The organism is Pseudomonas sp. F8002 (assembly GCF_013385495.1).
Lineage (GTDB): Bacteria > Pseudomonadota > Gammaproteobacteria > Pseudomonadales > Pseudomonadaceae > Aquipseudomonas.
On record NZ_JACAPW010000035.1, the window covers coordinates 1 to 23,547 of the forward strand.

18 protein-coding genes and 1 pseudogene are annotated in these 23,547 nt (G+C 62.6%); 12 read left to right on the top strand and 7 right to left on the bottom strand.

What is annotated here, in order from left to right; translation table 11 throughout:
• The first annotated feature begins 279 nt into the window (after positions 1 to 279).
• From HX811_RS24820 to HX811_RS24855, 8 genes are all read left to right on the top strand, one after another.
• Complete coding sequence (locus HX811_RS24820; RefSeq protein ID WP_177047793.1) at positions 280 to 1,941, top strand: ABC transporter substrate-binding protein; 1,662 nt, start codon at positions 280 to 282, stop codon at positions 1,939 to 1,941.
• On the top strand, positions 1,938 to 2,918 hold the full coding sequence (locus HX811_RS24825; protein WP_003219850.1) for an ABC transporter permease: 981 nt from the start codon (positions 1,938 to 1,940) through the stop codon (positions 2,916 to 2,918). Before HX811_RS24820 ends, HX811_RS24825 begins: the two co-directional genes overlap by 4 nt.
• Positions 2,915 to 3,778: an ABC transporter permease gene (locus HX811_RS24830; protein ID WP_003219852.1), complete on the top strand. Its 864-nt coding sequence runs from the start codon at positions 2,915 to 2,917 to the stop codon at positions 3,776 to 3,778. Before HX811_RS24825 ends, HX811_RS24830 begins: the two co-directional genes overlap by 4 nt.
• Complete coding sequence (locus HX811_RS24835) at positions 3,775 to 5,490, top strand: ABC transporter ATP-binding protein (protein ID WP_177047795.1); 1,716 nt, start codon at positions 3,775 to 3,777, stop codon at positions 5,488 to 5,490. The genes HX811_RS24830 and HX811_RS24835 overlap by 4 nt, the downstream gene beginning before the upstream one ends.
• 20 nt (positions 5,491 to 5,510) lie before the next feature.
• A complete protein-coding gene (locus HX811_RS24840; protein ID WP_008431174.1) occupies positions 5,511 to 6,719 on the top strand; it encodes an acyl-CoA dehydrogenase family protein in 1,209 nt (402 codons plus the stop codon).
• On the top strand, positions 6,716 to 8,158 hold the full coding sequence (locus HX811_RS24845) for an MFS transporter (RefSeq protein WP_134326160.1): 1,443 nt from the start codon (positions 6,716 to 6,718) through the stop codon (positions 8,156 to 8,158). The genes HX811_RS24840 and HX811_RS24845 overlap by 4 nt, the downstream gene beginning before the upstream one ends.
• A complete protein-coding gene (locus tag HX811_RS24850) occupies positions 8,155 to 8,667 on the top strand; it encodes a GNAT family N-acetyltransferase (RefSeq protein ID WP_003219864.1) in 513 nt (170 codons plus the stop codon). Before HX811_RS24845 ends, HX811_RS24850 begins: the two co-directional genes overlap by 4 nt.
• A 324-nt stretch (positions 8,668 to 8,991) precedes the next feature.
• Positions 8,992 to 10,797, top strand: a complete 1,806-nt coding sequence (locus HX811_RS24855; RefSeq protein ID WP_008431180.1) for an ABC transporter ATP-binding protein — start codon at positions 8,992 to 8,994, stop codon at positions 10,795 to 10,797.
• Positions 10,798 to 10,831: 34 nt separating this feature from the next.
• On the opposite strand, the gene HX811_RS24860 is transcribed toward HX811_RS24855, so the two are convergent.
• Both HX811_RS24860 and HX811_RS24865 read right to left on the bottom strand, forming a co-directional pair.
• A complete protein-coding gene (locus HX811_RS24860) occupies positions 10,832 to 11,920 on the bottom strand; it encodes a sigma-54-dependent Fis family transcriptional regulator (protein WP_003219869.1) in 1,089 nt (362 codons plus the stop codon).
• 22 nt (positions 11,921 to 11,942) lie between these two features.
• Entirely contained in the window at positions 11,943 to 13,130 is a 1,188-nt protein-coding gene (locus tag HX811_RS24865) for an acyl-CoA dehydrogenase family protein (RefSeq protein ID WP_003219870.1), read from the bottom strand.
• A 439-nt stretch (positions 13,131 to 13,569) separates the two neighbouring features.
• Between HX811_RS24865 and HX811_RS24870 the strand changes: the two genes are divergently transcribed.
• Entirely contained in the window at positions 13,570 to 15,675 is a 2,106-nt protein-coding gene (locus HX811_RS24870) for a TonB-dependent receptor domain-containing protein (protein ID WP_177047797.1), read from the top strand.
• A gap of 158 nt (positions 15,676 to 15,833) precedes the next feature.
• Here the strand turns inward: HX811_RS24870 and HX811_RS24875 are convergent, their stop codons facing one another.
• The 4 genes from HX811_RS24875 to HX811_RS24890 all read right to left on the bottom strand — a co-directional run bounded on the left by HX811_RS24875 (position 15,834) and on the right by HX811_RS24890 (position 18,801).
• The gene (locus HX811_RS24875; RefSeq protein WP_008431185.1) at positions 15,834 to 16,298 is read right to left on the bottom strand and encodes a hypothetical protein; all 465 of its coding nucleotides are present in this window, start codon (positions 16,296 to 16,298) and stop codon (positions 15,834 to 15,836) included.
• A gap of 105 nt (positions 16,299 to 16,403) precedes the next feature.
• Complete coding sequence (locus HX811_RS24880) at positions 16,404 to 17,945, bottom strand: cryptochrome/photolyase family protein (RefSeq protein WP_177047799.1); 1,542 nt, start codon at positions 17,943 to 17,945, stop codon at positions 16,404 to 16,406.
• Positions 17,942 to 18,247: a DUF6482 family protein gene (locus tag HX811_RS24885; protein WP_102606191.1), complete on the bottom strand. Its 306-nt coding sequence runs from the start codon at positions 18,245 to 18,247 to the stop codon at positions 17,942 to 17,944. Before HX811_RS24885 ends, HX811_RS24880 begins: the two co-directional genes overlap by 4 nt.
• 17 nt (positions 18,248 to 18,264) lie before the next feature.
• Entirely contained in the window at positions 18,265 to 18,801 is a 537-nt protein-coding gene (locus HX811_RS24890) for a DUF3833 domain-containing protein (protein ID WP_177047801.1), read from the bottom strand.
• Positions 18,802 to 19,407: 606 nt separating this feature from the next.
• Here HX811_RS24890 and HX811_RS24895 point away from each other — a divergent pair.
• Complete coding sequence (locus HX811_RS24895; RefSeq protein ID WP_008431194.1) at positions 19,408 to 19,743, top strand: DUF6124 family protein; 336 nt, start codon at positions 19,408 to 19,410, stop codon at positions 19,741 to 19,743.
• 244 nt (positions 19,744 to 19,987) lie between these two features.
• Here HX811_RS24895 and HX811_RS24900 read toward each other — a convergent pair whose 3' ends face one another.
• The gene (locus HX811_RS24900) at positions 19,988 to 21,475 is read right to left on the bottom strand and encodes an aldehyde dehydrogenase family protein (RefSeq protein ID WP_177047803.1); all 1,488 of its coding nucleotides are present in this window, start codon (positions 21,473 to 21,475) and stop codon (positions 19,988 to 19,990) included.
• Between the two features lie 228 nt (positions 21,476 to 21,703).
• Between HX811_RS24900 and HX811_RS24905 the strand changes: the two genes are divergently transcribed.
• Together HX811_RS24905 and HX811_RS24910 are read left to right on the top strand one after the other, a co-directional pair.
• Positions 21,704 to 22,873: a p-hydroxyphenylacetate 3-hydroxylase oxygenase component gene (locus HX811_RS24905; protein ID WP_003219889.1), complete on the top strand. Its 1,170-nt coding sequence runs from the start codon at positions 21,704 to 21,706 to the stop codon at positions 22,871 to 22,873.
• Between the two features lie 59 nt (positions 22,874 to 22,932).
• Positions 22,933 to 23,409 (top strand): annotated as a pseudogene (locus HX811_RS24910) (flavin reductase family protein); the annotation flags it as partial.
• Positions 23,410 to 23,547: the final 138 nt, after the last annotated feature.

Here is a 23,547-nt window from a genome sequence, read left to right on the forward strand (position 1 = left end):
ACGCCGGGTTAGCCGTCCTGGGCCAGGGATGGCCCATGACGGCGGCCCACGGTCCAAAGCCGCTGTAAGAGCGGAACCAATAGCCGCCGTTACCGCAGCAACGGATATGTACTCAAACCTCACGCCCCCCAAGGCCGAGCTGTTGCCTGACCAACACTTCCCACACACATTGTCGTTTTCAGCAATCCCCCAACCCTCCAATCCCCCCTGTTTACAGGCCCAAAAACCCGGCATGCCTTGTGCAATGACCCAGTTCCCGGACTTTAGGCCTGACCCATCATGCAAGAACCCGCCCCTTACCCGCGACGATCCAGCCCGTTGCTCCTTATCGGCACCGCCACACTCTGCGGCCTGCTCCTGGGCTGCGGCCAAGGCAGCTCCACCGTCACCCGCAGTGACCAGCCGGTAAAGGGCGGCACCCTCGTGTACGCCACCGACCGCGAACCCACCTGCCTCGACCCCCACGTGGCCGGCGACATGCCCCAGGTGTTCGTCGCCCAGCAGTACCTCGACTCCCTGGTCTCGATGGACGCCGACGGCCGCATCGGCCCCTGGCTCGCCAAGACCTGGGAAGTCTCCCCCGACGGCCTGACCTACACCTTCCACCTGCGCAACGACGTGCACTTCACCGACGGCACCCCGTTCAACGCCGCGGCGGTCAAGGCCAACCTCGACCACATGGCCAACCCCAAGACCCAATCCAGCACCGCAGGCGGCTACATCCGCCAATACCGCAGCACCGACGTGCTCGACGAATACACCGCAGTGGTGCACCTGGCCACGCCGTACGCGGCCTTTCTTGAAGTTCTCGCCCAAGGCTTCCTCGGCATCGAGTCCCCCACAGCCCTGCTGCGCTCGCGCGATGTGAACTGCGAAAGCCCGGTCGGCAGCGGCCCGTTCAAGGTCGTGCGCTGGGACCGGCAAAGCCAGGTCGAGCTGGTGCGCAACCCCGACTACAACTGGGCGCCACCCACCGCCAAGCACCAGGGCCCGGCCTGGCTCGACCGGATCGTCTGGAAGTTCATCCAGGAACCTTCCGTGCGCTTCGCCTCGTTGCAGGCTGGCGAGGTCGACGTGATCGAAGCCTTGCCGCCCGAATCCCACGAGGCCGCTCGACGCAACCCGGACCTGACCCTGGTGATCGCCCAACGCCCCGGCAACCCCACCAACGGCACGCTGAACATTACCCGTGCGCCGTTCGATGACGTGCGAGTGCGCGAAGCCTTTGTGCGCAGTTCCGACATCGAGGGCGCGTTGAAGAGCGTGTACTTCAACGAATTCCCCCGCGCCGGCGGGCCGCTGAGCCCAGCCACGCGCTTTTACAGCCCGGAGTTCCAGCACGCCCAGGATTACGACCCGGCCCGGGCTGCTCAGTTACTCGACCAGTCCGGCTGGACCCAGCGCGACAGCGAGGGCTACCGCACCAAGGACGGCAAGCGCCTGCAAGTTCACGTGGTGATGGGCAACCGCACCCCACCGTCGGAATACACCTTGTGGGAGCAGGTGCAGGCCACCACCCGGCAGGCCGGCTTCGAGCTGATCGTCGACCAGATGAGTGACGTGCAGGCCACCAAACGCCAGGCCGACTGGGACTACGACATTCGCCTCGGCTACTGGAACACCAACACCGCCGACGTGCTCCGGATCATCTTCGGCAGTGAGTTCATCAGCCCGGCGGGTGTCGGTGGTTACCACCAGAACACCGCAGGCTTCAGTGACCCGGCGTTCGACACGCTGATCCGGCAAGCCCTCACCACCCAGGACAGCGAGCAGCGCCGGGCGCTGTATTACCAGGCGCAGAAAATCGCTTCCAGCCAGTACCTGCAATTGACCACCTACCCGCAAAGCACGCGGCTGGGTATCTACAAGACCACCCAGGGCGTGCGGCTGGAGCCGTCGCTGGCGGTGACTTATCTCTATGACGCATGGGTGAACAAATGAGCGACACATCACTTGCCAACCCACGGCGCGAGCGCCTGGCCCGGCTCGGCAAACGTGCGCTGTGGCGCCTTGCCGGCGGCGTGCTGGTGCTCTGGGCGGTGGCCACGCTGACGTTCTTTGCCTTGCGCCTGATGCCCGGCGATCCGGTGCAGGCGATCCTCGGCGGCCCGAGCGGCAACCCCACCCCCGAGACCATCGCCGAAGCCACCCGCGAGTACGGCCTCGACAAACCATTGGCGGTGCAATACGCGCTGTACCTCGGGCGCCTGGTGCAGGGTGACCTGGGGGTTTCCTATTCCCAGCACCTGCCGGTGACCCGCGTCCTCGCGGAGCAATCCTGGCCGACCCTGGAACTCACCCTGACATCCCTCGCACTCGCCTGGGTTCTGGTGCTGGCGCTGACGGTGCTGACGGCGGGGCGCCGGCGCTGGGTTGCCAGCCTGGCCTCGTTGGCCGAAACCCTGGCCGCCGCGTTGCCGCATTTCTGGCTGGGGATTCTGCTGCTGGCGGTGTTTGCGTTCGGCCTGCGGCTGTTCCCGCCGGCAGGCAGTGATGGCTGGCGCACCCTGGTGTTGCCGTCGTTCGCCCTGGCGATTCCGCTGGCCGGGTTTATCGCCCAGGTCACCCGCGAATCCCTGGATTTGACCCTCGACCAACCCTTCATCCTGACCGCCCGCACCCGTGGCCTGAGTGACTTCAACGTGCGCTTCAAACACGCGTTGCGCCACGCCGTGTTGCCGGGTATCTCGCTGTCGGGCTGGGCCATCGGCGCGTTGATCAGCGGTGCCGTGGTGATCGAAGTGATTTTTTCCCGCAAGGGCCTCGGCCGCCAGTTGTACCAGGCGGTGCAGGCCCAGGACCTGCCGCTGACCATCGGCATCAGCCTGGTGGTCGCCGCCGGTTACGTGCTCGCCAATATCCTGGTCGACCTGCTGTACCTGTGGGTCGACCCTCGCCAACAGGAGCTTCCAGCATGAGTGGCCTGACCCTGGAAACACCGCTGCCCGCACTGCGGATTCAACGCACCACTCGCACGCTGCGCCTCGGCCCGCTGTTGGCGATTACCTTTCTGTTGCTGGTGATCGTCGCGGCGCTGGTGCCGCAGTTGTTCGCCTACAGCGACCCGCTGGCCATCGTGCCCCGCGATGCGTTTCATTCGCCGAGCCTGGCCCACTGGTTCGGCACCGATCAGTCGGGGCGGGATATTTTTTCGCGGGTGATCCATGGCACTCGCCAGTCGTTGTTCATCGGCCTGGCAGCCACGGCGATTGCGATGACCATCGCCATCGTGCTTGGCCTGTTGGGCGGGCTGGGCGGCGCGCGGGTGGACCGCGGCGTGGGTTGGTTGCTGGAAGTGCTGTTTGCGTTTCCGAGCCTGATCCTGGCGCTGTTGTTCGTGGCGATTTTCGGCAGCGGCATCGGCCCGCTGATCGTCGCCACCGGGCTGGGCAGTGCACCGGGTTATGCGCGGATGGTCCGTGGCCAGGTGCTGGCGGTGCGCAACGCGGGCTATATCGAAGCTGCCAGGGCCCTTGGGCATCCGCCATTGCGCATCATCCTGCGCCAGTTGCTGCCGAACGCCATGCGCCCGTTGATCGTGACCCTGACCATGGGCGTGGGCCAGGCGATTGTCTGGGCCTCGGCCCTGAGCTTTCTCGGCCTGGGCGCGCGCCCGCCGGCGCCGGAGTGGGGGACCATGTTGTCCATGGGCCGCGACTTCATCGCCAACGCCTGGTGGCTGACGTTCTTCCCCGGGCTGTTCATCGTATTGACCACGCTGTCGACCACGGTCACTGGCCGTTACCTGCAACAACGCCTAGAGGGCCGTCTTTCATGAGCGACCAGAAACGCTTGATCGTTGAAGGGCTGTCCATCGAGTTTGCCGGGCAGTCGGTGGTGCGCAATCTGTCTTTCACCCTGGAGCCTGGCAAGACCCTGGCGCTGGTGGGCGAATCCGGCTCCGGTAAAAGCGTCACCGCCCGCAGCCTGATCGGCCTGGCGGGTGCGGGCGCGAAGGTTACGGCGCGCACCTTGAGCTATGACGGTGTGGATTTGCTCAGCCTGTCGGAACGCGGCTGGCGTCGTTTGCGTGGCAATGGCATCGGCTTCGTGTTGCAGGACGCACTGGTGTCCCTCGACCCGTTGCGGCCGGTGGGCAAGGAAATTCTCGAAGTGCTGGAGACCCATCGCTGGGGCGACCGTCGCAGCCGTGGCGAACGCGTCATCGAACTGCTGGACCTGGTGGGCGTACCCGAACCGCAACTGCGTGCCCGCCAGCGCCCCGATCAACTCTCCGGCGGCCTGCGCCAGCGTGCGCTGATTGCCAGCGCACTGGCATTGAACCCCGGCCTGGTGATTGCCGATGAACCGACCACGGCGCTGGATGCCACGGTGCAGGCGCAGATCCTGCAGGTATTGCAGCAGATCAAGACCCGTGGCGATTCGCTGCTGATCATCAGCCATGACCTGGCAGTGGTCGCGCAATTGGCGGATGAGGTGCTGGTGCTGCGCCACGGTGAAGTGGTGGAGCAGGGGCCGATGGATCAGGTGCTGCTCAACCCGCGCCACGCCTACACACGCTCGTTGCTGGATGCGGTGCCCGCCGAGCATGCCCGGGGCACACGCCTGTCGCCGGAGCGCAGCAACGCTGTGGCGCAACCACGGCCCGGCGCGGATTCGCCGGTGCTGCTCAAGGCCTCCGGCCTGGGCAAGCGGTATGTCGGCCCCGATCAACAGTCGCGCCAGGTGGTGGATAACGTCAGCTTCGAGCTGCGCGCCGGTCGCACCCTGGGCATCGTCGGTGAATCCGGCTCCGGCAAAACCACCGTGGCACGCATCGCCCTCGGCTTGCTGCAACCGGATGCCGGTGAGGTGCGTTTTCTCGACCAGCCATGGGCCGCGGCAGGTACCGAGCGGGTCGAGGAAAAGACCCGCCGTGTGCATCGCCGGGATATCAGCGTGATTTATCAGGACCCGCTGAGTTCGTTCGACCCGCGCTGGACGGTGGGGCAGATCCTCAGTGATGCGCTGGACGTTGCCGGTATCGACGCCGAGCAACAGGCGGCCCGCGTGACACAGTTGCTCGACCAGGTACGCCTGGCGCCGCAATTGGCCGAGCGCCGACCGTTGCAACTGTCGGGCGGGCAGCGCCAGCGCGTGGCGATTGCCCGGGCGATTGCCAGCAACCCCAAAGTGATTATCTGCGACGAGCCGGTGTCGGCGCTGGACGTGTCGGTGCAGGCCCAGGTCCTGGATCTGCTGGCCGACCTGCAAGCCTCGCTGGGCCTGGCCTACCTGTTTATCTCCCACGACCTCGGGGTGATTCGCCACGTCAGCGACGAAGTGTTGGTGATGCGCCACGGCCAGGTGGTGGAAAGCGCCAGCGTCGAGACGTTGTTTGAATCGCCCCAGCACGAATACACCCGGCGCCTGCTGGGCGCGGTGCCACGCCTGCCCGGCAGCGGCACGCAGTTGGTGGTGCCGGCCCTGGAGCCGGAAAACCCCGGCTGGCTGTTTGATGAATCGCGCCTGTGGAAAATCGCCATCTAGACCTGAATCAAGGAAGTGCCATGAGCAAGTTGTCTGCTGTACCCACGCCGCCGGTTGTAACGGTGGCCGAACTGAACGCCCGCGCCGACCGCATCCTGCCGCAGATTGCTGCCGGCGCTGCGCAACGTGAGCGTGACCGCCAACTGCCGTATGAGGCCGTGGCGCAGATCGCCCAGGCCGGGTTGTTTACCGTGCGGATTCCCAAGCGGTTTGGCGGCGCCGGTGGTTCGGTCAAGGACGTGATTGCCTTGCTGATTCGCATCGCCTCGGCCGACTCCAACGTGGCCCAGGCGCTGCGCCCCGGTTTCGGGTTTGTCGAAGGCCTGCTGGCGTCCCGCGCCGAGGGGGCGGAGGAGGAGCGCGAGCGTTGGTTCGGGCGCTACCTGCAAGGCGCCGTGATCGGCAATGCCGGCTGGGAAGTCGGCGGTGCCAACGGTTCGATCAGTGCGCGCATCGTGCGTGACGGTGAGCACTTTCGCGCTTGCGGCAGCAAGTACTACAGCACCGGTTCGCTGTATGCAGATTGGGTCAGCGCCGTCGCCCTGGACGAGAATGACCAGCCCGTGTCGTTCATCCTGCCGCGTGACCGCCAGGGCCTGGAGTTGCTGGATGATTTCGACGCCATGGGCCAGCGCCTGACCGCCAGTGGCACCACCCATCTGCATGATGTGCAGGTGTTGGCCAGCGAGATCCGCACCCGCACCGTCGAGGAAGGCAAGCGCACGATTGTCACGCCGTTCCTGCAAGTGTTCCTCGCGGCGGTGCAGGCCGGTATTGCGCGCAATGCGCTGAATGATGCGGTGACCTTTGCCAAGGAGCATGCGCGGCCGATCAAGCACAGCAGCGCCACGCGCTCGGTGGATGACCCGTACGTGGAACTGAGTGTGGGCGACGTCTCGGCCCGGGCCTTTACCGCCGAAGCGGTGGTGTTGCACGCGGCGGACTCCATTGACCGCGCCTGGGCTGCGGATCTTGATGCGGTGGCCGTCGACCAGGCGGCAGTGGACGTGGCCCAGGCGCAATACATCGCGGCGGAGTCGGCGCTCAAGGCCGCCGAGCTGGTGTTCGACGTGGGTGGCGCTTCGACCACCGGCCGCGCGCATAACCTGGACCGGCACTGGCGCAACGCGCGCACCGTGGCCAACCACAATCCCCGGCACTGGAAAGCCGCAGCCGTGGGCGCCTGGCAACTCAAGGGCACGCCGCCTCCGACATCGGGGCTGTTTTGAACAAAGCCCTCGACCTTTCACACCCCTTGGGCGAGGTGGGCACCGGGCATGCGCGCCGGGTGCCGATGATCATCGGCTGTGCGCTGTTCATGGAACTGATCGACGCCACGGCGGTGCTCACGGCGCTGCCGCAGATGGCCCAGGATTTCGGCGAGCCCAGCGTGCGCATGAACCTGGTGGTGTCGCTGTACCTGCTGGCGGTGGCGCTGTTCGTGCCGGTCAGCGGTTGGGCGGCCGACCGGTTCGGGCCGCGTCGGGTGTTTATCAGCGCCATCGTGCTGTTCACCCTCGCGTCGGTGGCCTGTGCCTGCTCGGGCTCGCTGTTGCAACTGTCCCTGGCGCGTTTGGCCCAGGGTGCCTCGGGGGCGATGATGGTGCCGGTGGGGCAGGTGATCCTGCTGCGCTGGTCGGCGCGGGAAAACCTGCTGCGTGCCATGTCGTACCTGACGGTGGCGGCGCTGGTTGGGCCGCTGCTGGGCCCACCGTTGGGCGGGCTGTTGGTGACGGTGCTGTCGTGGCACTGGATCTTCCTGATCAACCTGCCAATCGGCGTGCTTGGGGTGATCCTGGTGCTGCGCTATATCCCGGACTATTCCGGGACGCCCGGCCAGCCATTGGACGTTCCCGGCCTGTTGCTCAGCGGTGTGGCATTGGGCGGGCTGGTGTTCGGTTTCGAGGTGCTGGGCCACGGCCTGTTGCCGCGCCAGTGGGCGTTGCTGCTGATTGGCGGCGGGCTGTTGAGTGCCTGGCTGTATGTCCTGCATGCACGGCGGACGGCGTACCCGTTGATCGATTTTTCATTGTTGAAAATCCCGACCTTCGCGGTGAGCTTCTGGGGCGGCAACCTTATGCGCATCGGCAGCGCGTCACAGCCGTTTTTGCTGGTGTTGCTGTTCCAGCTGTGTTTCGGGCTTAACCCGTTGCAGGCGGGGCTGCTGAGCGTGGCCGGTGGCGTGGGTGCGCTGCTGATGAAAATGCTGGCGGTGCGGATTGTCAGCCGCTTCGGTTTCCGGCGCACCTTGATCGGCAATGCGGTGCTCACCGGTGCAACCATCCTGGCGTGCAGCCTGTTCGAGGTATCAACGCCTTACTGGATTGTAATACTGGTGTTATTTGGCAGCGGGATCATTCGTTCGCTGCAATTCAGCACCCTGGGGGCGTTGACCTATGCCGACGTGCCACCGGAACAATCCAGCCGCGCCAGCAGCCTGTCGGCGATGACCATTCAGTTGACGTTGAGTTTATCGGTGGGCATCGCGGCGGGGCTGCTCGGCTTGATCATGGCCGTACGCGGGCATGCCACGGTCGAGCAGAGTGATATCGCCTGGATCATGGCGGGTGCCGGATTGCTGTGTGCCTTGTCGGGGCTGGTTTATCGCAGGCTGTCGCCCCAGGCGGGCTCGGCGATTTATGCAAAACGCGCAGAGGGAATTGGATGATTCGTGCAGCACGTATCGAGGACGCAGGTGACATTGCCTGGGTGCATATTCGCAGTTGGCAGCAGGCTTATCGTGAACTGATGCCGGCGGATTACCTGGCTTCGCTGGAGGCGACGCAGCCTCGGCGTGAAGCCTTTTGGCGGCAGTCGATTGAGCAGGGGAGCGAAGCTGTGTTTGTCGCGCAGGTCGAGGGGCGTGTGGTGGGCTGGATTGTTGTCAGCTCGAGTCGTGATGAGGATGCTGATCCAGGCGTAACCGGTGAAGTGCAGGCGGTGTATGTGCTGGCCGAGCATTGGGGAACGGGGGTGGGCAGGGCGCTGTGGCTCAGGGGGCTGGAGCATCTCGCGAGCCTGGGCCTGGAGACGGCGACGTTGTGGGTGCTGGCTGAAAACCGGCGGGCAGTGCGCTTTTACCAAAATGCAGGATGGATAGCGCAGCCCGAATCAAGCCGCACCCTTGCTCGGGGCGGTCGTGAATTGGAGGAAATCCGCTACCAATCCCAAAAGTGACGCTGAACCTGTGGCGAGGGAGCTTGCTCCCGCTGGGCTGCGCAGCGGCCCCAAAATCCTGGGAGCGCTTCGCACTCCAGCGGGAGCAAGCTCCCTCGCCACAGGGGAATGTTTGTCTGGTTCATGGGGCACAGTTGCTGCCTATTGAGATCGTTCCCACGCTCTGCGTGGGAATGCCGCTCTGGACGCTCTGCGTCCGCTCTTAAAATCGTGACGCAGAGCGTCACCGGATGCATTCCCACGCAGAGCGTGGGAACGATCACACTCACCATTTTTGCCTGAAAGCTGCGCGGCCACAGGCGTCATTCAGGAATGTCATTGGCCATGAGTTCGTCTTTTTCATTGTTTCGCACCTGGAATGTCCAGCACTTGCCATCGACGCCGGCGGCGTTTGTGCGGCATTTCATCGGGCATTTCAAAGGTTGGTACCTGGCTATCCTGCTGCTGCAGATCGCCGCGGTGGTGTGTTCGATTCTGACGCCCTGGGGGCTGGGGCAGATCACCCGCACCGTGAGCAACGGGCTGGAAGCGGAGCGTGCCTTTGAAGTGCTGCAATGGCCACTGACACTGCTAAGCGCGCTACTGGTGTGCCAGGTACTGTTTACCCGTGCATCGGCAGGCTGCCATATCCACGTCTTGCCGTTGCAGCGGCGCACGGTGACGCATGTGGTGTTCGCCTATCTGCAGCAGCACTCCCATCGTTTCATCAGCAATGAGTTCGCCGGGGCACTGGCGCATCGGGTGGCGGAAATTACCCTGGGCGTGAATCAGACCCTGAGCATCTTGTTGTTCGACCTGATCCCGCTGCTGGTGACGCTGAGCCTGGCCACGGCCTTGCTATGGACCGCATCGCCGTTGTTGGCGTTGTTCATGGCGGGTTGGTCGGTGGCGTTTATCGCTATCTGCTACGTCCTCGCACGCCGCAGTCATCCTCTGGCGCAACAGTATTCGGCAGCGCGCAGCACCAGCACCGGCAAAGTGGTGGATGCGGTCTCCAATCTGGCCAATATCCGCCTGTTTGCGCGCCATGCGTTCGAGCACAGTTACCTCGGCACTTTCCTCGACAAGGAGGTGGCGGCTGCCTACCGATCCCTGGGGTATATGGAGAAAATTCGCTGGTTCCAGGCTTCCTGTGGCGTAGTGCTTAAGCTCGGTTTGTTATTGCTGGCGCTCTACCTGTGGCGCAGCCACCGTATCGACATTGCTGCGTTTGTCATGTCCACCAGCCTTTCGTTGTTGATCATCAGCGATGTGGAAAACCTGTCGCGACGCTTTCTCGAATTCTTCGAAGCCACCGGCAATATCGCCAACGGTGTGCGCACCCTGATCCGCCCCCATGAAGTCATCGACCAACCCGGCGCCAAGGCGCTGATGGTCAAGCGCGGCGATATCGAGTTTCGCGATGTCGGCTTCAGCTATGGCGGTGATCGTTCGATTTTCGAACACCTGAATATCGTCATCCCCGCCGGCCAGAAAGTCGGCCTGGTGGGCGCTTCGGGCTCCGGCAAGTCGACCCTGCTGAGCTTGCTCCTGCGTCTCTACGACGTGCAGCAAGGCCAGGTGCTGGTGGACGGCAAGGACGTGCGCGAGGTGACCCAGCATTCGCTGCACCAGCAGATCGGCCTGATTCCCCAGGAGCCCGGCCTGTTCCACCGCAGCATTCGCGAAAACATCCATTACGGCCGCCTGGATGCCTCGATGGACGAGGTCGCCGAGGCGATCCACCGCGCCGGCGCCAGTGAATTTATCGACAGCATGGAACACGGCTACGAATCGCTGGTGGGCGAGCGTGGGGTCAAATTGTCCGGCGGCCAGCGCCAGCGCATTGCGATTGCCCGGGTGTTGCTGAAAAACGCGCCGATCCTGGTGATGGACGAAGCCACTTCCAGCCTGGACTCGATCACCGAGCGCTTTATCCAGGACAAGCTCGACGAAATCATGGAAGACAAGACCGTGCTGGTGGTCGCGCATCGGCTGTCCACCGTGGCCCACCTGGACCGGATCCTGGTGTTCGACAATGGCCGGGTGATCGAGGACGGCAGCCACGAACAGTTGCTGCGCCAGGGCGGGCAATATGCGCGGTTGTGGAGTCGCCAGTTCAGCGATGCGCTGGATGAAGCGGTGGTGTGACCAGGCGGCGTACCGGGTACGCCGCGCAGTCAGGTCAGATCGAGAGGTGCAGCACCCGGTCATCCTTGGCACCGGCCAGCGGGCGGCGCTTGTTGACCTTCAGCTCACCGAGGTTGATCAGCAAGGTGCGGGTCACGTTGCGGCTCAGCCCCAGCAACTCGGCGGTGTGCACCTGGTTGTGCTGGCACAGCCGGTAGGCGGCGGTGAGCAGGCTGCGTTCCACCTGTTCGTGGAGGTTTTCTATCTGCTCCTCGAACAGCCGCTGGAAGGCCTGGTCGAGCAGGTCATGGGCGGTGGTGCTGTCTTCCTGGCGTTCGATACGCAGGTTGGACATGCGCAGGTCATCGGCCTGGATCACGCCGTCGCGGCAGATCAGCAGGGTGTGGTGGATGACGTTTTCCAGCTCGCGGATATTCCCCGGCCAACTGTAGGTGGCCAGGCGTTGCTCGGCTTCCTTGCTCAAGATGATCTCGCCATAGCCGAGGCGGCGGGTGTAGGTGTCGATGAAGTACTGCACCAGCGGCAGGATATCGCCGGGGCGATCCCGCAGCGGGCTGAGTTCCAGGTTGACCACGTTCAGGCGGTAGAACAGGTCCTCGCGGAAATGCCCGGCGTTGATGGCTTTTTCCAGCTGCACGTTGGTCGCCGCCAGCACCCGCACATTGATCGGAATGCTTTTGCGCGAACCCAGGCGCACTACTTCACGCTCCTGCAATACCCGCAGCAGCTTGACCTGGATCGACATGGGCAGGTCGCCGATTTCATCGAGGAACAGCGTGCCGCCGTTGGCTTCTTCAAACCAGCCGGCCTTGGCACCGAGGGCACCGGTGAACGCGCCTTTCTCGTGGCCGAACAGCTCGGCTTCCACCAGTGATTCGGAGAATGCACCGCAATTCACCGCCACGAATGGCTGCTCCTTGCGGCCACTGAGGTTGTGGATATGCCGTGCGACCAACTCTTTGCCGGTGCCGGTTTCACCGATGATCAGCACGCTGGCTTCGCTCGGCGCGACTTGTTGCACATGCTTGAGCAAGGCCTTGGACCTGGGGTCTTCAAACACCTGCGCGGTGGCGCGGATGGAGGTGGCAAGGGCGGGCGAGGGCGGTAGGGTCAGCAGTTGCATGGTTATCCCTTTGAATAAAAGATCAGGAATAAAACGTCGGGATGGGCGCGGTACCGTTCAGTGCCCACTCGCCCAGTTCATGAAGTTTGTAGTCCAGCGGGTCATGCAGGCTCTGGGTGCGCAAGTTGCGCCAGTGCCTGTCGAGGGCCACCGAGGCGTTGGTCGCCCGTGCGCCGGTGACCTCGAAGACCTTGCTACACAACTCCAGGCCATTGCGGCTGGCGGCGACTTTGGCGGTGGCGATGGCAATCGCCGTTTCGCCGCGTTCCTCGCTGGTCAGGGCCGAGCCCTTGGCCCATGCCGCGTCCAGCACCTGGCCTGCGCGCTCCACCAGCAGGCGGGTGCTTTGCAGCGCCACCCAGAAATCGCCGTAGTGGCTGAGGATGTAAGGGTCCTGGGTGCTGTGGCTGGCGCTGGAGCGGAACCACGGGCGGGCTTCTTCCAGGGTGTATTGGCGCGCTTCTTCGAACGCGCCTTCGGCGATGCCGAGGAAGATATTCGCGAAGTGCAGTTGCGCAATCAGCGGGCGCAGGCAGGCGAACGGAGTACTCAGGGGGCCCGGGTCCAGCAACAGGTCGGACTCTTCCACGCGCACGCGCTTGAAGGTCACGCTGCCGCTGTCGGTCTGGCGCTGGCCCATGTTGTTCCAGTCGTTGTGCAGGATGATCCCGCTGCGGGCGCTGGGAATCGCCGCGATCAGCAACTTGCCGCCGGCGCTTTCATCGATGGCCGAGGCGATCAGCATTTCCGAGTCGTTGGCCCCGGAGCAGAAGTTCTTCTGTCCCGAGAATTCCCGCCAGCCCGTGTGGCGCTTGACCACCGTGCGCGTGTCCAGGGGGTTCAGGGTGTTGCCCCAGAACCAGTTGTTGCTGGCCGTCAGGCTGAACCAGGTTTGCCATTGTGCGGGCGTGGCGAATAACCGGACGGTGGCGAGCATCAGGTGATGAAAGCCGAATACGTGGGCGATGGAGCTGTCGACCCGGGCGAATTCGCGCACCACCTCGAAGGTTTCCGACCAGTTGGCGTCCAGCCCGCCGAATTGCCCGGGGATGCTCAGGGACAACAGGCCGCTGCTGCGCAGTTTGTCGCGTTCGGCCTTGGGCGTACCGCCGCTGGCGTCGCGGTCGACGGCGGTGCGCGCGAACTCGGTCGCCAGGTCACGGGCAATCTCCAGTGGCGTCCTGCGGGTGCAGAGTAAGTTGACCGTCACGCGTGAATACCTCGTTGCTTAAGTCGAGAATGCTCGAGCTGATTTGTTTCAACAGGCAATGGATAGAGCAAGACCCATACCAAGTAACAATAAGCCGATAACTTGCGACTTCTTACGGGGATGCAGGCGCGGACAGTGTCGAATACGCAACTTTTGTTGGAGGGCTGTTGGGATTTGCACAGTTGCGTCCTGTGCCCGCAGGGCGGGGCTTTCGTTATGCTTTTATTGCTTGAACATATAAGTGTTTGTGGGTGATTTTTGTATTGTCCGGAATCGAACATTTCACCAGCAAAGTGTTGCGCTTGTGGCGATTAATAAGGGTGGCCGGCCAGTGTTTATTGAGGCTTGGACGTGGCATGAACCCTGCAAAGTTGAAAATAGAGCGCGACTATACGAATAGATGCTCCAACTAATTCGAGACCCCAGGAGTATTTAATTCATGCGGCAACTGTTTGAACCTCGCGCTCGTCGTTTTGAGTCACTGGCCACCGCGTCCAGCCTTGGCGTGCTGTTGATGTTGATACACGGCGCGGCCTTTGCCGCCCAGGCGGACCCGACCCTGGCCACGGTAGTGGTCACCGGTGCCGAAGCCACCGAAGCGCAAAAGGCCGAGAAGCAACTGTCCAAGGTGCCCGGCAAAACCGCAGTGATCGACAACCGCAAGATCGAACAGGGCCGCGCGGCGAACGCCGAGGACGTGCTGGCGTTGCAGCCGGGCGTATTCGCCCAGGCCACCAGCGGCTCGGGCGCGAACAAGATTTCGATCCGCGGTTCGGGCCTCAATACCTTCTATCAAGGCTATGTGCTGGGGATCAAATTCCTCTACGACGGCCTGCCGTTGACCGGCCCGGGCGGCACCCAGGAAGACATGCTGGACATGGCCTCCGTGGACCACACCGAGGTGCTCTACGGCGCCAACGCCTTCCGTTATTCAGCCTTGTCCCTGGGCGGCGCGATCAACTTCGTGAGCAAGACCGGCCGCACCGATCCAGGCAACTACGCGCGTTTCGAAGCCGGCAGTTTCGGCTATCGCAAGGAGCAACTGAGCACCGGCGGCGTGGACGGCGACAATGACTATTACGTCAGCATCCAGCACAACGAGCGTGACGGTTACCAGGACAACACACCGAACAAGGGGCAGGGGATCGTTGCCAACTTCGGCCACGTGTTCAGCCCGCAACTGGAGACGCGCTTCTACATTCGCTACAAGGAAGAAACCCTCAGCCAGGGCAACACCCTGACCAAATACCAGCTCAAGCACGACCCCACGAGCAACCTCGTGCCCATCGGGCGCAAGAAGGACGGCTCGACGTTGCTGGGCAGCACCACCACCTACACCTTCGACGACAATGCCAAGCTCGAAGTCGGCCTGGGCTACAACGATTACCCGCTGGACAACGGCTGGCGCTATTCGCCAACACCACAGGAATGGCGCTCCCAGGACGTCAACCTGACCTTGCGCTACCTGCGCACCGCCGATACCTTCTTCGGCCTGCGCAGCGACAGCAGCGTGACCTTCAGCAATACGCTGGCGTACCTGGCCGATGTGAAATCCCACAGCAAGGCCACCGGCATCACCCAGCAGAAGACCAACTACACCGGCTCGCGAGACACGGTGTTTTCCCTCGGCAACGAACTGCAACTGAATGACCGCACGTGGCTGTCCACCGGGTTGTCATTGATTGATATCAAGCGCAAGGCGCAGATCGAATACAGCACCGCCACCAACACCAGCGCGTTCCCCAGTGGCGTTGAATACGACGAGACCGACGTCGCCCCGCGCATTGGCCTGCGCTATCAGTTGACTCCGGAATTCGAAGTGTTCGGCAACGTCAGCCGCTCGGTGGATCCACCGGTCACCTGGCAGCTGGGCAGCACCGGCACGCCGTACATCCGTGATGTGCGGCCGCAAAAAGCCAACACCGTGGAGTTCGGTATTCGCGGCGGCCACGGTATTTTTGACGGCAGCCTGACGGTCTACCGCTCGTGGGTGCAGAAAGAACTGCTGTCGGTAGTGGTACGCCAGGCGACGGCTACCCAGGATCAACTGGTGGCCACCTCCAACGGCAGCGCGACCATTCACCAGGGCATCGAAGCCGGCTTGAATGCGCAACTGTGGGACGGCGGCAACGGCGACAGCGTGACCCTGCGCCAGGCCTATACCTTCAACGACTTCCACTACCGCAACGATGCGGTGTTCGGCGACAACCAGCTGCCGGGCCTGCCGCGCCAGGTCTACCAGGCCGAGCTGGAATATCGCCAAGGCAGCGGTTTCTACGCGCAGCTCAACGCCCGGGCGGCGTCCAGCTATTACGTCGACTTTGCCAACTCCCTGAGTGCGCCGTCCTACACCTTGTGGGGGGCCAAGGTGGGCTACGAGGCCCCGAGCAAGAAGTGGGAAGTGTTCGTCGATGCACGCAACCTGACCAACAAGCGCTATGCCACGGCCACCAACACCGCGTACGACGCCAAGGGCCAGGACTCGGCCAACTTCTATGTGGGGGATGCGTTCAACGTGACCACGGGGGTGGCGTTTCACTTCTGACCGCAGGCCGGCGCTCTAACAAACAAAGGAAATCCTTGTGGGAGCTGTCGAGCTTTAGCGAGGCTGCGATGGCATCACCTCGGTGTACCTGAAGCACCGAGGTGTCCGCATCGCAGGCAAGCCAGCTCCCACACTGGATTTTTGTAGTGGCTGGAGATTCAGTTCTGCGGCCGCTGTTTGGTCGAGTCCAGCTCGGCCTTTTTGCCGGTGCTGATCTCGGTGATCTGCGCCGACTTGGCGATCGCGAAATCAAAGGTGTCCTGCATCTTGGCGATCGCATCGGTCGCCGTGCCGTTCAGGCCACCGTTGGCCGCCCAGTCGAAGTTCCACACCCCGGAAAAGTTATCGGCACCCGCCACATCATGGGTTTCGATCGCGGTGAACACGTCGGGGTGGCGTTCCATGTACTGGGCCGCAGCGCTCACATCGGCGGGCACCTTGCCCGAGGCATTGCTGGCCAACTGTGAAAGCTCTTGCTTGGTAATTGCCGACTTGCCCGACTGGCGCATGTAATCGGCGATCACCTTGCTCGACTTGGAAATATTCAACTTGTCGTCGAATACCGACGTCGAGGCTTTTTGAGTGGTCGGTCCGCCACCGGCGGGTGTTACGGTAGTAGACATCGGCGCTGCTCCCTCAATGAATTGGATGACATCGAAGCCGACGTTAGCATGGGCAATTGGCCATTTATCACCGGCTTCACAACAATTCGCAGCGGCCGGAAAATTTCACAGCGTTTCACCTGCATCCAACTTGGCCAGCAGACTCTGGCCCCGTTGCCACAGCGCGTCCTGTTTGGATTCAGGCATGCGGTCGAGATTTTTATAGAGCATGGCCATGCGCTGATTGCCCCGCAGCAGGTCGCCGTGGCGCATCAGGAAGTGCCAATAAAGCGCATTGAACGGGCAGGCATTGTCAGCGGTACTTTCCGTGACTTTGTACGCACAGCCTCGGCAGTAGTCCGACATGCGCTTTATATATTGGCCGCTCGCGCAATAAGGCTTGGAACCCAGGTAACCGCCATCGGCATGCATCACCATGCCCAGGGTGTTGGGCAGCTCGACCCAGTCGAACGCGTCCATGTAGATCGCCAGGTACCACTCGCATATCTGGCTGGGCACGATGCCGGCCAGCAGGGCGAAATTGCCGGTGACCATCAGCCGCTGGATGTGATGGGCATAGGCATGTTTCAGGCTCTGGCCGATCGCCTGGCGCATGCAGTTCATTTGCGTCTCGCCCGTCCAGTAGAACTCCGGCAGCGGGCGGCTGTTGCCGAATGCATTGCCTGCGGCATAGTCGGGCATCTTCAGCCAGTACACGCCGCGTACATATTCACGCCAGCCAATCAGTTGGCGGATAAACCCTTCGGCAGCGTTCAGCCCGATGCTGCCCGACCAATAAGCCGCCTCCACATCGCTGCACAGCTGGCGCAGGTCCAGCAGGCCGATGTTCAGGGCTGCGCTGATACGGGCGTGAAACAGGAACGGCTCGTCGCTGGCCATGGCGTCCTGGTAATCACCGAATCCAGCCAGGCCATAATCCAGAAAGTAGTCCCAGAGGGCCTGCGCGTCGGCGTGGGTCACGGGGTAATCGAAGGTGTCGAGGGAACCGTAGTGGCTGCTGAAGTGTTTACCTACCAGCGCCAGCACGTCCTGGGTGATCGAGTCCGAGCTGAAGCGCGCCGGGTAGGGCGCCCTGGTGCCCTTGGGCAATGCCTTGCGGTTGTCGGCATCAAAGTTCCAGGCACCGCCCACTGGCGTACCGTCACCGTTGAGCAAGAGCCCGCTCTTGCGGCGCATCTCCCGGTAGAAGTACTCCATGCGCAGTTGTTTTTTACCGCTGGCCCAAGCGGCGAACGCGTCACGGCTGCACAGGAATCGGTGGTCGGCATGCCACTGGACCGGCAAACCGCAGTCCTTCAGGGATTGCTCCAGGCGCCAGTCACCGCATTCGGTCAGGTGTATTTCCCGGGGTTGCATCAGCGATTGCCAGCGCCTTAACTCGCCGGGCACCGAGCCGGTGTTTTGCGGATCGTCCAGGGGCACGTACTGCACCCGCAAGCCACGCTGCTGCAACGCCTGGGCAAAATGGCGCATGGCGCTGAAGACCAGGACGATTTTTTGCGGATGGTGGGGCACATGGCTGGCTTCCTCCATGACCTCGACCATCAAGACCGCATCGCGCTGGCTGTCCAGCCCATCCAGTGAGGCCAGGTCAAACGACAACTGGTCGCCCAGCACCAGGCACAGGTTTCGAACTGCCTTGGTCACCACGGCGCTTCCAGGGAAAATGGCGTTCGCAGTGGCTCGATAGCGCCTTCTCGCCGGCCGCACATTTCGTCATGCACGCACTGATGCACCAGGGTGCAGGGAAACGCAGGGACCGCCTGCAACACGTCACGCAAGTGATTGACGGAGCGAAAGTGCAGGGGCTTCGCCGACTCGTCCAGCAGCGTGAACTGGCCGTGGTCCAGCGTTACGCGCGCCAGATAGAAACCACCTTCCAGCGACAGCAGTTCCATTTCGCGTACAGCGCCTTGGGTGGCCAGTTTGGTCAGGGCTTGCAGGTTCATGGTTCACTCCTTACCGGTCAGGGTTGTGAAGACTGGCGACGGAAGAACAACGTCACCTGGCCGACTTCCACACCCAACTTGGACATGCTGGAGCGGTTGATCAACGTGTCTTCGTCCATCAGGTACATCCAATCGTCGAGGCTCATTTCGTAGACGGATCCATCAACCGGCAGGTTCAGGACGTAGCGCCAGCGCAGTGCGTTGCCCGCCACTTCGCCCCTGGCCTCGCCCACCACATCACCGGCCCGTCCGCGCCAGTGGTTGGGACCGTCCGGGGTGAGGGTCCAGACACGTTGCTGGCGAGTACCATCGCTGTATAGAAAGCGCTCATCGAGAATCAGGTTTTCACCCTCGCGGCGGCTGGCGATATTCACCTCGAAACGCTTGGCCACTTCACCCGAGCGTTTCTCAAAGATGCCCCAGGCCTTGACGGGCTTGCTGAAGAATTGCATTAGGTCCAGTTGCGGTTGCTGGTCGGCGTAGTGCTTAACATCCACGCTGCCACAACTGCTCAGGCCGAGCACCAGGGCCAGCGAAACCAATAGACGGGTCATTGCGGTTCTCCCCGATAGGGCTTGATACTGTTGATACTTGTACAAAATAATAAATTTGTACAGGTATTTAGCGCATTACCAGGATGTTACCGGCTTCCGGCCTGCCCATTTATGGCGGGTATATGCAGCCTCAGGGGACCAGGTGCAGATGATCGTTCCCACGCTCTGCGTGGGAATGCCGCCTCGGACGCTCCGCGTCCCGCTGGCACCGCCGGATTGACGTCTCGCGCAAGGGTGACGCGGAGCGTCACGGTATGCATTCCCACGCAGAGCGTGGGAACGATCGACAATGGGCATACGCCGGCAGCGGTATCGCCCGTTCCTACGCAGACCGTTCCCACATAGATTTCAGGTTGCTTCCAGACCTTCTCGCCGCTAACCTTCGCGGGTCGCTGCCAATTCAGCGAACGGGTGTGGTAGCCCGGCTATTTCATAGATCCCAAAACGCTCAAGGGCGTTTTTTTGTGCGGGCTGCTTTGTGGCGGCTGTGCATGGGAGGCTTCGGCCTGCCGGGTTTCTATGACCGGTCTACCACCCCGTGTACAGTCGCCTCCTTAATCGTGTGGTAGCGAGCGTGGAGGTGCTTACTCATAGAGGAGCTTCACCATGAAAAAGGTCTCGCCCAACCCGCCGCATTACTTGAACGACCAGAAATTCCACGATGCTGCCCAGCGCGCATTCAAGCACTACGACCTCAATTCAGAACCTGCCGCTTCGCCTCCGTCCTCCAACAAACTATTCTCCGTACGTGCCGGCCTCAGCACCGAAGTCGCCTTGTGTAATGCCAGCGAGATTCTTGAATCGGCGGCTGTCAGCGCCTATGACTGTGCCGAGCATCTTGATGGGGCCAGCCGCAAGCAAGTGTTGGCAGTGGTGCAATTGGTGGAGATGGCGCAGTTGTTGGTGGATGAGGCGCTGAACCGGGAGTGTCCGGTGGCCTGATCACATCCGAAATCCAACTGGCAACATAAATCCAGTGTGGGAGCGGTTGGTCAGGAGAGCGGGTTTGTCAGCAGGCTCGCGATCACTCCCACGCTGATCGTTCCCACGCTCTGCGTGGGAATGCCGCCTCGGACGCTCCGCGTCCCGCTGGCAATGCACAATGGAAGCCTTGCGCAGTGGTGACGCGGAGCGTCACGGTATGCATTCCCACGCGGAGCGTGGGAACGATCGGTCGCCCGGTTTATCAGTAGCGAATCATCACCGACTTGAGCTCGGTGTAATCCTCGATGAACGCCCCGCCAAACTCCCGTCCCACCCCCGAAGACTTGTTGCCGCCAAACGGCACCGCCGGGTCGAGCATCGTGTGCATGTTCACCCACACCGTCCCCGCGTTGATCGCCGGCACCATGCGCAGGGCCTTGCTCAGATCATTGGTCCAGAGACTGGCGCTCAGGCCGTAAGGCGTGTTGTTCATCAGTTCCAGCAGCTCATCCTCGGTGTCGTAGGGGAAAAACGTGGCGATCGGGCCGAAGGTCTCTTCGTTGAGCAGGGTGTCGTGGATCGTGTTGGCGAGAATCACGGTGGGCTCCACATAGCACCCCGGTCCGTCGATCAGCTTGCCGCCGTGGACAATCGTATTGTTCTCGGCCCGGGCCTTGGCGAAGAACCATTCGAGTTTCTGTTGGTGCTGGCGGTTGGTCACCGGGCCGAATTCGGTGCGCTCGTCCAGCGGCGAGCCGATGTTCAACCGGCCCAGGCGTTGCGCCAGTTTGTCCATGATCGGCTCGATCTGCGAGCGGTGGGCGAAGAAGCGTTCGGCGGCCGCGCAGATTTGCCCGGAGTGCAGGAAGCCGGCTTCGATGATGCCGTTGACCGCTTTGTCGAGGTCCACATCCCGCAGGAACCCGGCGGAGTTTTTGCCGCCCAGTTCCAGGGTCGCCCGGGTCAACCCGGCGCCCATGGCACTGCGGCCCACGGCGATGCCGGTGGGCACCGAGCCGGTAAACGAGACCTTGTCGGTGCCCGGGTGCTCCACCAGGCCTTTGCCCACGTGTCCGCCACCGGTCAACACGTTCAGCACGCCCGCCGGCAGGCCGGCGTCGATGGCCAGTTCGGCGATGCGCAGGATGGTCAGCGGGGTGAACTCGCTGGGCTTGATGATGATGCTGCAGCCGGTCACCAGTGCCGAGGCGAGTTTCCAGATGGCGATCATGGTCGAGAAATTCCACGGCACGATGCCCACTACCACGCCCACCGGTTCGCGCAGGGTGAACGCGGTGTAGCGTTCGCCGGCGAAGGAGGGCAGTGACGGGGTGATGGTCTGGCCGCTGATCTTGGTGGCCCAGCCGGCGTAGTAACGCAGGAAGTGCGCCGCCTGATCGACCTCGAAGGCCCGGGAAATCTGGATGATCTTGCCCGACTGGCAGGTTTCGATCTGCGCCAGTGCTTCGCGGTGTTGCTCCAGCAGGTCGGCGAGTTTCAGCAGCACATTGCCGCGAATGGCAGGGGCGACCTGGGACCATTGCCGGAAGCCACGCCGGGACGATTCCACCGCTGTGTCGATATCGGCCAGGTCCGCATCGGCAACCTGGGCGATCACCTCGCCGGTGGCCGGGTTGATCACTTCCAGAGCCTGGCCGGAATGGCTTTGGACGTACCCGCCGTCGATAAACAAGGCATGGCTTCGACGGAGGAAGGCCTGGACTTCAGGCAGCAGCGCAATATCGCTCATGGGATTTTCCTGCTCGCAAAAGCCCGAGGGTAACCAGCGCCGCCGGGCCAGGCTTGTCCGTGCCTGCCGGGCGACATGTCTGTGGCTGCCAGGCCTGTGGAAAGTGCAATCTTGGCTGTGGAAGGTGCATTTTCCGGGGGTGTCGCCCGCCCCATACTGGCCCCACATCCAGCGCCGTTCGTTGAGTTTGAACGCCAGCCGGACATCCAATAATAAGCAGGGCCGTCCATGAAAAAGCCAAACCCGCTCCTCGAAGATCTCAAGGCGATTCTGCCGACCATCGCTGCCAACGCCTTCCAGGCCGAGCAGGACCGCAAGGTTCCCGACGAGAACATTGCGCTGCTCAAGAGCATCGGCATGCACCGTGCCTTTCAACCCAAACCCTTTGGCGGCATGGAAATCTCCCTGCCGCAGTTTGCCGACTGCATCGCGTTGCTGGCCGGCGCCTGTGCCAGCACCGCGTGGGCCATGAGCCTGTTGTGCACTCACAGCCATCAACTGGCGTTGTTTCCCGCCAAGTTGCAGCAGGAAGTCTGGGGCGATAACCCGAATGCCACCGCCAGCAGCAGCATCGCGCCGTTTGGCCGCACTGAAGAAGTTGAGGGCGGTGTGCTGTTCAGCGGTGAAATGGGCTGGAGCAGCGGTTGCGATCATGCCGAGTGGGCGATTGTCGGCTTCCGCCGTAAAAACGCCGAGGGCACCCAGGACTATTGCTTCGCGGTACTGCCGCGCAGCGACTATCAGATTCGCGATGACTGGTTCGCCGCCGGCATGAAAGGCAGCGGCACCAAGACCCTGATTATCGACAAGGTTCTGGTGCCAGAACACCGCATCCAGAAAGCCAAGGACATGATGGAAGGCAAGTCCGCCGGCTTCGGTCTGTACCCCGACAGCAAGATTTTCTACTCGCCGTATCGCCCGTATTTCGCCAGCGGTTTCTCCACCGTGAGCCTGGGCGTGGCCGAGCGCATGCTCGAAGTATTCCGCGAAAAAACCAGGACCCGCGTACGTGCCTACACCGGCGCGGCAGTGGGGGCGGCGACTCCGGCGTTGATGCGCCTGGCCGAGTCGACACACCAGGTGGCCGCCGCCCGGGCGTTCCTGGAAAAGACCTGGCAGGAACACGCCGAACACAGCGAACAGCACCGTTACCCGAGCCGCGAGACCCTGGCGTTCTGGCGTACCAACCAGGCATACGCCACCAAGATGTGCATCCAGGCGGTGGACCGCTTGTTCGAGGCCGCCGGTGGCAATGCGTGGTTCGAGCACAACGAGATGCAGCGTCTGTTCCGCGATTCCCATATGACCGGCGCCCATGCGTACACCGATTACGACGTGTGCGCGCAGATCCTGGGGCGTGAGCTGATGGGGCTCGAGCCTGATCCGAGCATGATTTGACGCCGACCCGGCCATCACAACCATCAGGACTGCGCGTTGATGCAGTCCGGGAGTCTTGCATGTCTGATAACAGTTTCGACCCACGGGCCTTTCGCCGGGCCCTGGGTAACTTTGCCACCGGTGTCACGGTGGTCACCGCCGCTGATGCCAGCGGGCGCAAAGTGGGTGTCACCGCCAACAGCTTCAACTCGGTGTCCCTGGACCCGCCGCTGGTGCTGTGGAGCATCGACAAACGCTCCAACAGCCACGAGGTGTTCGAGCAGGCCAGCCATTTTGCGGTCAACGTGCTGGCGGCCGACCAGATCCACCTGTCGAACAACTTCGCCCGGCCCAGGGACGATCGCTTTGCCGAAATCGAATTCGAGCCCGGAGAGGGCGGTTCGCCGGTCTTCGCTGATTGCTCGGCGCGGTTTCACTGCGAGAAGTACCAGCAGGTGGATGGTGGCGATCACTGGATCATGATTGGCAAGGTGGTGGCGTTTGATGATTTTGGTCGTGCGCCGTTGCTCTATCACCAGGGGGCGTATGCGCGGATCGAGGAGCGGCAACCGTAGGGCGAACACCTCTATCGAAGGCTGAAGCAGGTTCAATGTGGGAGCGGGCTTGCTCGCGAATGCGGAGTGTCAGCCAATACATCTGGCGACTGACACACCGCTTTCGCGAGCAAGCCCGCT

Excerpts from the sequence above, each read along its gene's own strand:
- HX811_RS24820 (WP_177047793.1), top strand. The coding sequence starts at position 280 with ATGCAAGAACCCGCCCCTTACCCGCGACGATCCAGCCCGTTGCTCCTT.
- HX811_RS24825 (WP_003219850.1), top strand. The coding sequence starts at position 1,938 with ATGAGCGACACATCACTTGCCAACCCACGGCGCGAGCGCCTGGCCCGG.
- HX811_RS24830 (WP_003219852.1), top strand. The coding sequence starts at position 2,915 with ATGAGTGGCCTGACCCTGGAAACACCGCTGCCCGCACTGCGGATTCAA.
- HX811_RS24835 (WP_177047795.1), top strand. The coding sequence starts at position 3,775 with ATGAGCGACCAGAAACGCTTGATCGTTGAAGGGCTGTCCATCGAGTTT.
- HX811_RS24840 (WP_008431174.1), top strand. The coding sequence starts at position 5,511 with ATGAGCAAGTTGTCTGCTGTACCCACGCCGCCGGTTGTAACGGTGGCC.
- HX811_RS24850 (WP_003219864.1), top strand. The coding sequence starts at position 8,155 with ATGATTCGTGCAGCACGTATCGAGGACGCAGGTGACATTGCCTGGGTG.
- HX811_RS24855 (WP_008431180.1), top strand. The coding sequence starts at position 8,992 with ATGAGTTCGTCTTTTTCATTGTTTCGCACCTGGAATGTCCAGCACTTG.
- HX811_RS24860 (WP_003219869.1), bottom strand. The coding sequence starts at position 11,920 with ATGCAACTGCTGACCCTACCGCCCTCGCCCGCCCTTGCCACCTCCATC.
- HX811_RS24870 (WP_177047797.1), top strand. The coding sequence starts at position 13,570 with ATGCGGCAACTGTTTGAACCTCGCGCTCGTCGTTTTGAGTCACTGGCC.
- HX811_RS24875 (WP_008431185.1), bottom strand. The coding sequence starts at position 16,298 with ATGTCTACTACCGTAACACCCGCCGGTGGCGGACCGACCACTCAAAAA.
- HX811_RS24885 (WP_102606191.1), bottom strand. The coding sequence starts at position 18,247 with ATGAACCTGCAAGCCCTGACCAAACTGGCCACCCAAGGCGCTGTACGC.
- HX811_RS24890 (WP_177047801.1), bottom strand. The coding sequence starts at position 18,801 with ATGACCCGTCTATTGGTTTCGCTGGCCCTGGTGCTCGGCCTGAGCAGT.
- HX811_RS24895 (WP_008431194.1), top strand. The coding sequence starts at position 19,408 with ATGAAAAAGGTCTCGCCCAACCCGCCGCATTACTTGAACGACCAGAAA.
- HX811_RS24900 (WP_177047803.1), bottom strand. The coding sequence starts at position 21,475 with ATGAGCGATATTGCGCTGCTGCCTGAAGTCCAGGCCTTCCTCCGTCGA.
- HX811_RS24905 (WP_003219889.1), top strand. The coding sequence starts at position 21,704 with ATGAAAAAGCCAAACCCGCTCCTCGAAGATCTCAAGGCGATTCTGCCG.